Origin of the sequence: Ktedonosporobacter rubrisoli (genome assembly GCF_004208415.1) — a bacterium.
Lineage (GTDB): Bacteria > Chloroflexota > Ktedonobacteria > Ktedonobacterales > Ktedonobacteraceae > Ktedonosporobacter > Ktedonosporobacter rubrisoli.
In genome coordinates this window covers 10778148-10788636 of record NZ_CP035758.1, presented here as the reverse complement: position 1 = coordinate 10788636, position 10489 = coordinate 10778148, and the positions used below count along the sequence as shown (strand labels likewise).

Genomic DNA, 10489 nt, shown 5'->3' with positions numbered 1-10489 from the left:
GTTGGTCGGGCAAGGCTGGGCTCACCTTGCTCTCGGGGGCGAAACCCTCCCTCTTGATCTCGCTCGCCGCCTGCTGCCCTGTGGCCAAGCCCTCTGGAACCTCTACGGTCCCACCGAGACCACCATCTGGTCTACCGCCCAGCGTATCGAGCCCGCTTCCCTCAAGCAGCACGTCCCGATTGGCCGACCTCTGGCCAACACGACGGTCTATGTCCTCGATGCCCAGCTCCATCCCCAACCCCTTGGCATCCCCGGCGAGCTCTACATCGGAGGAGAGGCCCTGGCTCATGGCTACCTGGCTCAACCCTGCCTCAGTGCCCAACGCTTCCTGCCCGATCCCTTCAGCTCCCAGCCCGGCGCTCGCCTCTACCGCAGCGGCGATCTCGCCTCCTGGCAGGCTGATGGCAGCTTGCGCTACCATCAGCGTGGTGATAGTCAGGTCAAGCTCCACGGCCATCGCATCGAACTGGGGGAGATTGAGCACCTCTTGCTCCAACAAGATGCCATCCTGCAAGCCCTCGTCCTCCTGCGCGAGGAGCAGCTGGTGGCCTATGTGCGTAGCTCGGAACCCATCGAGCCCGTTCAGCTCCGCAGCCAGTTGAGCCAGCAGTTGCCCGCTTACATGCTGCCCCATTTCTTTGTCCAGCTGGAGCAGTTCCCCTTGACCCCCAACGGCAAACTTGATCGCCTGGCCCTGCCTCCGCCCGATCGGGCGGCCTTACAGGCGCAATATATCGCCCCGCGTACCCCTACCGAAGAAAAAATAGCCACCATCTGGACGCAATTATTAGGAATAGATCACATTAGCATACAAAGCAACTTTTTCCGGCTAGGGGGACATTCGCTTTTAGCCACTCAGCTTGCCGCGAGAATTAACGAGGCATTTCAGATCGATGTTTCATTACGCGCGTTTTTCGAGGCACCAACCATCGAAAGTCAGGCTGTTCTTGTCGAGCAAAACGCCGCTAGTTCTCAGGTTCCACAGGGACCAATATTGCGACCGCTAGACCGCCGGCCTTCGCGCGATCGCTCATAATGCACCCAGGCGGGAGAATCTCATCAATGGCTCTAGAAAGAGTAGGGAACCAGGACAATGACGCTTTCACATAGTTCATCAGAATCGACCAATATACAGCCAGAAAAACCCGACGAGACGGAGCAAGAAGAAAGCTATCTGTTTGCGGCCTCCTTTGCCCAGGAACGCTTGTGGTTCCTGCATCGCTTCGAGCCGGAGAGCAGCGCCTATCATCTCTTCCTGGCCTTCGAGCTTGATGGCCAGTTCCAGCCTGCCGCCTTCGAAGAAAGCCTCAATGATCTCTTGGCTCGGCACGAGTCCTTACGGACCTCCTTTGTCCTGCAAGGCGAGCAGCTCATGCAACGCATTCACGCCCAGCTCTGGCTTTCCCTCTCGCAACAACATCTCTCTCTGCCCGCTGAAAGCGAGAGCAACCTTAGCCAGCAGGCATTACAGGCCTGGCTGCAGCAGGAAATCCGCCGCCCCTTCGATCTGCAGCAGGCTCCCTTGCTGCGGGCCAGCTTGCTCCACCGCGGATCTGAACCCTCGATCTTGCTGCTGTGCCTGCACCACATCATTGCCGATGGCTGGTCCCTGGGCATTCTCCTGCAAGAGCTCAGCCTCTGCTACAACGCTCATGTCAAGGGCATCTCCCCTCAGCTCGCTCCCTTGCCCCTGCAGTACGCCGATTACGCCGTCTGGCAACGCGCCTGGCTGCAGGAGGAGCGTCAGGAGAAACTCCAGCGCTACTGGCACGGCCAGTTGGCCACTGCTCCTGCTCTCCTGGATCTGCCCACCGATCATCCTCGTCCTCCCATCCAGACCTTTGTCGGTGCGCGCCACCAACTCCATCTGCCTGCCGAGCTTCTGGAGCAGTTGGTCGCTTTGAGCCACCAGCAGCAGGTCACCCTCTACATGACGTTACTGGCTGCCTTCCTGCTCCTCTTGTACCGCTATAGCGGCCAGGAGGATCTCGTGGTGGGCACTCCCATCGCCGGACGCCAACGCCGCGAACTGGAAGGGGTCATTGGTCTCTTCGCCAACACCCTGGTCCTGCGCACCGATCTCAGCGGCGATCCCAGCTTCCTCGAACTGCTCCAACGCGTGCGGGAGGTGACCTTGCAAGCCTACAGCCAGCAAGACATGCCCTTCGAGAAACTTGTCGCCGAGCTGCAGCCTGAACGCTCCCTGGCCTACAACCCCCTCTTCCAGGTCTTCTTTTCCTTAGATAATACTCTTGAAAGGCAAATTATCTTTCATAACACAAAACTAAAGTTTATCAATCTACCAGCCGAAACAGCAAAGTTTGATCTCTCTTGGACCTGGTATCTTTCTGATACCAGGAGTTTGAGTGCTGTCATCGAGTACAATACTGCCCTCTTCGAAGCGAAGACTATCACCAACATGGCAACGAACATGCTTGTCGTGCTCCAGAGCCTCTGTCAAGAGCCTCGGACTCCCGTGAGCCTGCTACCCCTGCTCTCTGCTGCCCAACGCCTCCACTTGCTCTCCCTCGGCCACTCCTCCTCTCCCTTGCTCGCTGCTCCCTCCTACGGCTTACATCACCTCATCGAGGCTCAATGTGAACGCAGCTCCCTGCAGCCAGCCCTGCACGCTGGCTCAACAACCCTGACGTACCGCCAGCTCAACCAGCAGGCCAATCAGCTCGCTCACCTCCTGCGCCAGCATGGCATCGGTCCCGGCTGCCTCGTTGGCCTGTGCCTGCACCGCTCTCCTTCCCTGCTCCTCTGCCTGCTCGCCATCCTCAAGACCGGCGCCGCCTACGTCCCTCTCGATCCCGACTATCCCAGCCAGCGCCTCCTGTGGATGGCTCAGGATGCCCAACTCTCCTTGCTGCTCACCCATGAAGAGCTCAAGGCTCGCTGGCCGCACTGCCCCTGCCCCTTGCTCTGCCTCGATACCCTCCAGGAGCGATACGCCAGCTTGCCTTGCGAAGATCTCCAGGAAGCATGTTCCCCTGCGCAACTTGCCTACGTCCTCTACACTTCCGGCTCGACCGGGCGACCTAAAGGCGTCCAGATCTCTCATGGCGCCTTACTCTCCTTCCTGCTCTCCTTGCAGTCCCTGCTCTCCCTCTCCCCTCATGATCGCTGGCTGGCCATCACCAGCATCAGCTTCGACATCGCTGGCTTAGAGCTCTATCTCCCTTTGCTCGCCGGTGCTCAGATCCAGCTCGCCTCCCAGGAGCAGGCCAGCGATCCTCGCCAGCTCGCCTCCCTGCTGGCTCAGTTGCCCATCAGCATTCTGCAGGCCACTCCCACCACCTGGCAGCTGCTCCTGGAAACTGGTTGGTCGGGCAAGGCTGGGCTCACCTTGCTCTCGGGGGCGAAACCCTCCCTCTTGATCTCGCTCGCCGCCTGCTGCCCTGTGGCCAAGCCCTCTGGAACCTCTACGGTCCCACCGAGACCACCATCTGGTCTACCGCCCAGCGTATCGAGCCCGCTTCCCTCAAGCAGCACGTCCCGATTGGCCGACCTCTGGCCAACACGACGGTCTATGTCCTCGATGCTCAGCTCCATCCCCAACCTCCTGGCATCCCCGGCGAGCTCTACATCGGGGGAGAGGCCCTGGCTCATGGCTACCTGGCTCAACCCTGCCTCAGTGCCCAACGCTTCCTGCCCGATCCCTTCAGCTCCCAGCCCGGCGCTCGCCTCTACCGCAGCGGCGATCTCGCCTCCTGGCAGGCCGATGGCAGCTTGCGCTACCATCAGCGTGGTGATAGTCAGGTCAAGCTCCACGGCCATCGCATCGAACTGGGGGAGATTGAGCACCTCTTGCTCCAGCAAGATAGCATCCTGCAAGCCCTCGTCCTCCTGCGCGAGGAGCAGCTGGTGGCCTATGTGCGCAGCTCGGAACCCATCGAGCCCGCTCAGCTCCGCAGCCAGTTGAGCCAGCAGTTGCCTGCCTACATGCTGCCCCACTTCTTTGTCCAGCTGGAGCAGTTCCCCTTGACTCCCAACGGCAAACTTGATCGCCTGGCCCTGCCCCTGCCCGATCGGGAACATGAGAGCAAGAAATCCTTTGAAGCGCCACGTAACGAGATTGAGCGCCAACTAGCCGCTATCTGGGCTGATGTGCTCGGTCTGCAGCAGGTAGATATACACACAAGTTTCTTTGAAATAGGCGGCGACTCTATCCTCTGTTTGCTAATAGTTGCCAGAGCAGAACAGATCGGACTTACTTTTACCCCTAAACAACTTTTCCAATACCAGACAATAGCGGAACTGGCGACTATTCTCAGCCTACCCGCCTCTAATGAAGAAGCAAATTCGCTCAAGGCGGTTCATCATACAATTCCTCTTGTTCCCCATCAGCTTCGCTTCTTTGCGCAACAGCCATCAGCAATACAATCTCCGGCTCGGTTCCTCATGCTAGAGGTATCCAACGAGCGCCTTGAGCGAGAGCTTTTAGAGCAAGCGATTATAGCTTTAGCCCAACGTCACTCCATACTTCAAACAGCCCTCTCATTTGACGCACAAACGAATAGCTGGCAACAGAGAGAATATGAGATGGCTTTCCCGGTCAGTGATTTGCTTCATACATCTGATCTTAGTGCTATCGCCAGAGAAGAGCGCGAGGCGGCAATTTTTGCGGAAATGGCTGCGGCTCAGTCTGATCTTAGCAATTTATCAGGTCCCCTCTGGCGTATGCTCCATTTTCGTATGGGAGAGCACCAACCAGAGCGCCTCTTGATAATTGTCAATGATCTGCTCGCTGATCACGCATCTATGCAAATCTTGCGCGCCGATCTAGAGCAGCTTATTCGTGGTGAGCAACTTCAGCCACTCAACGCAGCCAGCGCCTTTAAAGCATGGGCTCAGTACCTACAAGATTATGCCGTATCCTCAGACATAGAAAAGGAGGTACCATACTGGTTGCAGGCAAGCCGTGGTAACATACCCTTATTACCAGTAGATTTTCACGCTGATCATGCGCTAAATATTTTAGAGCATGTACAGAATATCAGCCATACATTCCATAAAGATGATACGAAAACGCTACTTCATGAAGTATGCACTAACTTCCATGCATCTATAAGTGAAATACTATTGACAGCACTTCTCCAGGCCTGTGCATGCTGGCTAGGCAAACGAAAGCTGCTGGTCGATGTAGAAAGTTCTGCCAGAGAGATCAACAGCGAAAAGCTAGAGCCAGGGCATTCAGTAGGTCAATTTGCCATCATGTATCCATTACTGTTGGATCTTGAAATGGTATCAACACATGCAGGACTCATGCCTGCATTACGGGCAATCAAAGAACAAATTAGGGGTATGCCTCAACGCGGTCTGGGATACGAAGCTTTACGATACTTAAGACAGCATGATGATATACCTGCTCGTCTGGCAGCTTTGCCCCAGCCAGAAATTAAGTTTAGCTTCACGGGACAAGATCAAGCGCTGGCAAGGGCCGCTTCCTCTTTCTTGCATCCCATATATGATATAACCATCCCTACTTGCAACCCCCATAATCACCGTGCGCACTTGCTTGAGATCGATTGCCAGCTAGTTGAAGACTGCCTGGCAATAAGTTGGACGTATTGTTCACAATTTCACAAGCGCGAAACTGTCGAAATGCTTATGAACCGTTACGTTGATACCCTGGTCTCCTTTATGAAGCTTCATCCTGATGAGGATGCCAGCAGCTATACCAAATCAGATTTTTCAGGAGCCAACTTGAACCAGGCAAAAATTGACAAAGTTATGGCTAAACTTCGTGCTCGAAATAAGCGCGCGTGAGATTATCCCATCCAGGGCATATAAGGAAGATTGCAAAATCTCAGGAATCATTACAGCCAGAGCAAGCTATACAGGTGCACGACGCCTTGCGGGCAAATGCTCGGTTTACTCACTCGTTTCCCGAGCAAAAATCCCGCCCATAGCTCATGCGAACCTATCGGGCTTGGCAACAGATTTTCAGATTATTGCTGCGCCCATGGATGAGATTGCCGTTAACATAAGCCCGCTCAAAACGCCAGTAACCTCATCTCCCGGTTATACAAAAATCGGACCAGCCGGGCCTACAAGGAGGATGTTCCTCCTCCATTCAAATAGGACTTAATTGCATCAACCATCGGCTGATATTGCACCTGGACAGGATAAGGCGATGTGGTAGAGACAAGATCAAGCAAACCATAGCCGGCACCGCTAGCGGCGTCAAACTGGCAGGCGATTTCACAACCACTCTCAATCATGGCCTTGAGGGCATTTTTCGTCCAGGTGTAATTGAATGAAGCATCCTGAGTGTATGACTTAGGCGGATTATTGGCGTCAATATTCCACTCTGTGACCCCGATAGGGATGGAACGCTCAAACACCGCTTGCACAATGTTGCGGCACGCGACAACATCATTTTTCCCAATGTTGACGGCCCGGGGAGCACATTCACTAGCGTCGGGCGTGTTGGTGCAAGGGTAACTATGGAATGACACAGCATCGGGTATCACTCCAGACGACTTACAAGCCTGCAAAAATGGTTTGAGATAGGAATCAAAGTGAGCGACCACGCCTAAAGCCGGGCCAATAAAGGCGGCAGTGGGATTAATACGGCGTAAATTGGGTATTTCCGCGTTCCATTTGTCAATGTAAGTATTGACGTCCCACCCGTTCAAATCTGATTCATTCGTAAATTCATAGAGGTTACACCTGCTCCCCAGGTACTGTACAAGATGCTGATTAAAGCTAGAGCTTGATCGCGTAAGAATGGCTAGCATAGCCGTGCCGCAGGCGTTACAGGCACCGATTTTTGATTCGATCATGGCATCGCTGTCTGTCGAGTCAAACGCTACGCGCATGAGGGTAAAGCTACCAGCCTTGATTCGCGCCTGTATCTCAGGTGTATTGCGTACAGTGTGCGCCACATAATCAGGAGGCATATTCGTACCGAATACGAAATTAGAGATGCCATTGATAAATTTTTGCCCTGGTAACGCCATATCCTTACCTCCCCGTGCTACTTCTCCCACCAACATATTTTCCTCTGCAGCTGTTGCAATCATATCGCCTCTCGTGAAGAGTAGGACCACAACAGCAAACTTCGGGCGCGGATCGGTGCTATACACGGTTGCCCCATCCCCATGGATGGGGCAAGATGCTTGTTTCCGATTAGCAACTAACTGCAAATAGCCAGAGAAAGCAGGTAACATCACCTGTATAGCTATCCCCCACACGCCCTTTCAACTGTACCACTACATGACGAATATACAGGTATTTGCTGCTACGAACAAGGTAACAGACCAGTACTATGTGAAGGCGCATAGCGCTTGAACGTTAAACAACACCTCCTACTATATAGTCTGCTCTCCCTTGCAAATCTTGCCAGTTCATCGACCCTCACGGAAGATTACTAGCGGTCACAACCCTGTCACTATCAAGAATTTTCTGGCCTCTAGTCTGCGGCGATAGCGCTTCAAGATACACCGACCAGAGGAGTGATAGCATATCAGTAGCCAGCTTCTCGTAAGCGGGTCATGAGTGATTGGCTTTTTGACTTCCCACCTTATTTGCCAGCAAGACGAGCGACAACAGGGGCAAGCGCCTCTACTGTGTTCTCGAAATCGAACACAGTTATATATGAAATACCATATTTTTCGCGCCTTTTCTGTAATGCTTCGCTGATTTGATCGACTGTTCCAATAAGGCAATGTGGGATATCTGAAACCTCTTCCTCTTTTACGCTAAATCTCTTAGACATCTGCTGAACCACTTGGGAGTAATCGTCGGTGACAGTAACCTGAAATGCAAGAATATTGAGCTCTAGATCGTCAAATCTGTTCTCTGCGGCCTGACGAATCCACTCGATCTTCTGCATTGTTGCAGCTTGCGTGCTATCAGTGAAATCCAATCCACTGCCATCAGACAGGGCTTTAGGAATAATTCCTACGATGTTCGCTTTTCTAGCGGCAAGCGACAAGATGCGCTTGCCGGCGCCCCCGATCAGAAGCGGGGGATGCGGTCGTTGGATGGGCTTTGGGAACCCATTCAGCTGATTGATGGTATAGAATTCTCCAGAGAAGCTTGCAGATTCCTCTGCCAAGACCCTTTTGACCACCTCAATAGCCTCTCCCAGGCGGCGTATGCGAACAGAGGCAGGATCATACGTGAGACCAGACTGCTCATATTCCGACCGAGCATAGCCAGCCCCTAGCCCCAATTCGAACCGCCCACCTGAGAGAAAATCGAGGGTAGCAACCTCTTTGGCGAGCAGCACAGGATGTCGAAAGTCATTGTTGAATACATAACTTCCAATCCGCAGGGTATGTGTGGCTTGAGCCGCAGCGAGCAGCGCAGAGAAGGGAGCAAATATCCTCAAAAGATGATCAGGAATGACCATAGTTGAGTAGCCCAATTGCTCTATCCTCCTTGCTTTGGCGGCCCACTCTTCCTGTGATGTTGCCTTTCCCGCACTGACAGCGAAGCGAAATGGTTTTAAGGTGTTCATATATCTCCTTCTATTTTCGTAGCGATTATAGCTAGTAGCTGCCTGCTCTCTTGGAGAACGCAGCGATTTTTAAGGAAAATGGCGTTTCATCTCCTTTGTTACATTTATCCATTTACGCTCTAGATAACGTAGATATTCATAAATAAGTATACCTCAAGAATCAGACAGAATATTATGGCAATGCCGGATATTTTGCTTAAAATATTTCTATTATCTAGGAACAGAATATACGTAATTTACATATTTCAGCTTCTATCATCGTTTAACCTAGCTCACAATCTCAAGTAGCTTATTTCCCTGGCCTTGCGCAATCGATTTCCTTCTCCCGCAGATCTAGTCACCACAGACTTTGAGCAGGTGCGCACCACGCGGAACGGCAAGATCCTCAGCCCCATCTCTAGGACTGAACCACAAGCTGCCACCTCCAAGAGAGAAGCAGACCGGATCTCCTCATTCCCTCTTTTTGAGAGCTTCTAAGGCACGAGCCAACTGGCGTATCCCTTGGCAAATAGCATCCTCGTTCACTGCAGCAAATCCTAGAAGTAGGCCGGGATGGGAGTATGGAACGAGGCACAGTTGTGAAAATGGAACCACCTCTACACCATGAACTGCGGCCAGTTCTGCTCCTTGTTGATCATCACTTCCTGCTGGAAGCCATCCTGCCAGATGTAACCCGGCTTCTGATATCTGCAAATCGAGCAGGCCTGCCAGGATGTGGTGAGCATCTGTGATGAGAGCAGCGCGCCGTGCAGCATAGCATTCACGCATCCGTCGGAGATGTCGTTGAAAATGTCCCTCTATCATGAAATCTGCCACCACCATTTGTTCAAGAACTGGAACATGCGTATCGATCAATCGGCGCACGGCTGTGAAGATCTCGATCAACGACGTGGGAATCACCAGGTAGCCCAGTCGCAAGCCGGGAAAGAGGACTTTACTGAAGGAGCCAAGATAGATAACCCGTTCGTGCCTATCTAATCCTTGCAAGGCTTCCAGGGGATGCCCCGTATAGCGATACTCACTATCATAATCATCTTCGAGAATCCAGGCTCCGTTCTGCCTGGCCCATTTGAGCAATGCGAGCCGCCGTTTCAAGCTCATGGTCACGCCCAGAGGAAATTGATGGGAAGGCGTGACAACTGCCAGGCGAGCCTGGGGAGCTAGCTTCATTCCCATATTCACGTCAATACCTTCTTGATCGACAGAAACAGGCACCAGACGGGCTCCTGCTGCTACCAAAGCCCCGTGCGCCCCGAAATACCCTGGATTTTCCGTCCAGGCTGGCTCCCCCGCGTCGAGTAGGACACGCAACACCAGGTCCATTCCAGCTTGCGCGCCTGCAACAATCACCACTTGTTCTGGCGTGCAGCGCACGCCTCGTGCCACGCTCAGATGATGAGCGATCGCATCACGTAACGGTCGATACCCTGCAGCCTCTTGATAAGAAAGCAAGGATGGCAGAGAACGATGCCCACGACGGGCAAGCAGGCGTCCCCAGAGTACATGAGGAAATAGATCCAGCGCAGGCATACCTACCCGAAAAGCACGCAGTCCCCTTTCAGGCGGGAACTGTGATATATACGAGAGAGAGCGTGCCTGAGTGAGTAGAAATCCACGCTGGCTGATCGTTGCCGGAGCAGCAGTAGAAGGCAAAGAGCGTGGTACGTCTAATCGCTCTCCCGGAGCAAAGGAGACGTCATCGGGAAGCAAAGAGGCTACACGTGTTGCGCTCCCAATCTGGCCAACGATATATCCTTCTGCGCTCAGGTCCTCGTAGGCATGGATCACTGTCTTGCGTGCAACTCCTAACTCGCTTGATAGAGCTCGTGTCGAAGGCAGCGGAGTTCCTGCTGGGAGTTGCCCTGTAATGATAGCCGTGCGCAGCCGCTCATAAAGTTGGCGGTAGAGCGGAGTCGATCCTGTTGGTTCAAGAGCGGGCAGTTCCACCTTCTGCCATGTCTGACGCTTTTTCATGATCGATGTCCTCTTCTTTCCAGTAACTTGCCAAAGTGGTAC

At 53.4% G+C, this 10489-nt stretch carries 5 protein-coding genes and 2 pseudogenes; 4 read left to right on the top strand and 3 right to left on the bottom strand.

Going from position 1 to position 10489, the window contains the following annotated elements:
- Position 1 precedes the first annotated feature (1 nt).
- The 4 genes and pseudogenes from EPA93_RS51295 to EPA93_RS45965 all read left to right on the top strand — a co-directional run bounded on the left by EPA93_RS51295 (position 2) and on the right by EPA93_RS45965 (position 5772).
- Entirely contained in the window at positions 2–1036 is a 1035-nt protein-coding gene (locus EPA93_RS51295; RefSeq protein WP_129893993.1) for a non-ribosomal peptide synthetase, read from the top strand.
- 57 nt (positions 1037–1093) lie between these two features.
- Positions 1094–3313 (top strand): annotated as a pseudogene (locus EPA93_RS45970) (non-ribosomal peptide synthetase); the annotation flags it as partial.
- Between the two features lie 11 nt (positions 3314–3324).
- Positions 3325–3561 (top strand): annotated as a pseudogene (locus EPA93_RS51290) (AMP-binding protein); the annotation flags it as partial.
- Between the two features lie 249 nt (positions 3562–3810).
- A complete protein-coding gene (locus tag EPA93_RS45965) occupies positions 3811–5772 on the top strand; it encodes a condensation domain-containing protein (RefSeq protein ID WP_242527277.1) in 1962 nt (653 codons plus the stop codon).
- Between the two features lie 281 nt (positions 5773–6053).
- Here EPA93_RS45965 and EPA93_RS45960 read toward each other — a convergent pair whose 3' ends face one another.
- The 3 genes from EPA93_RS45960 to pdxR all read right to left on the bottom strand — a co-directional run bounded on the left by EPA93_RS45960 (position 6054) and on the right by pdxR (position 10447).
- A complete protein-coding gene (locus EPA93_RS45960) occupies positions 6054–7181 on the bottom strand; it encodes a hypothetical protein (protein ID WP_129893990.1) in 1128 nt (375 codons plus the stop codon).
- A 350-nt stretch (positions 7182–7531) separates the two neighbouring features.
- Complete coding sequence (locus tag EPA93_RS45955; protein WP_129893989.1) at positions 7532–8473, bottom strand: TIGR03621 family F420-dependent LLM class oxidoreductase; 942 nt, start codon at positions 8471–8473, stop codon at positions 7532–7534.
- Between the two features lie 450 nt (positions 8474–8923).
- Positions 8924–10447 (bottom strand): MocR-like pyridoxine biosynthesis transcription factor PdxR, encoded by a 1524-nt coding sequence (gene pdxR, locus EPA93_RS45950; protein ID WP_129893988.1) that lies wholly within the window; start codon positions 10445–10447, stop codon positions 8924–8926.
- Between the last annotated feature and the right edge of the window lie 42 nt (positions 10448–10489).

Bases quoted from the DNA above. Each gene is read 5' to 3' on its own strand.
- EPA93_RS45955 (WP_129893989.1), bottom strand. From the start codon at position 8,473: ATGAACACCTTAAAACCATTTCGCTTCGCTGTCAGTGCGGGAAAGGCA.
- pdxR (WP_129893988.1), bottom strand. From the start codon at position 10,447: ATGAAAAAGCGTCAGACATGGCAGAAGGTGGAACTGCCCGCTCTTGAA.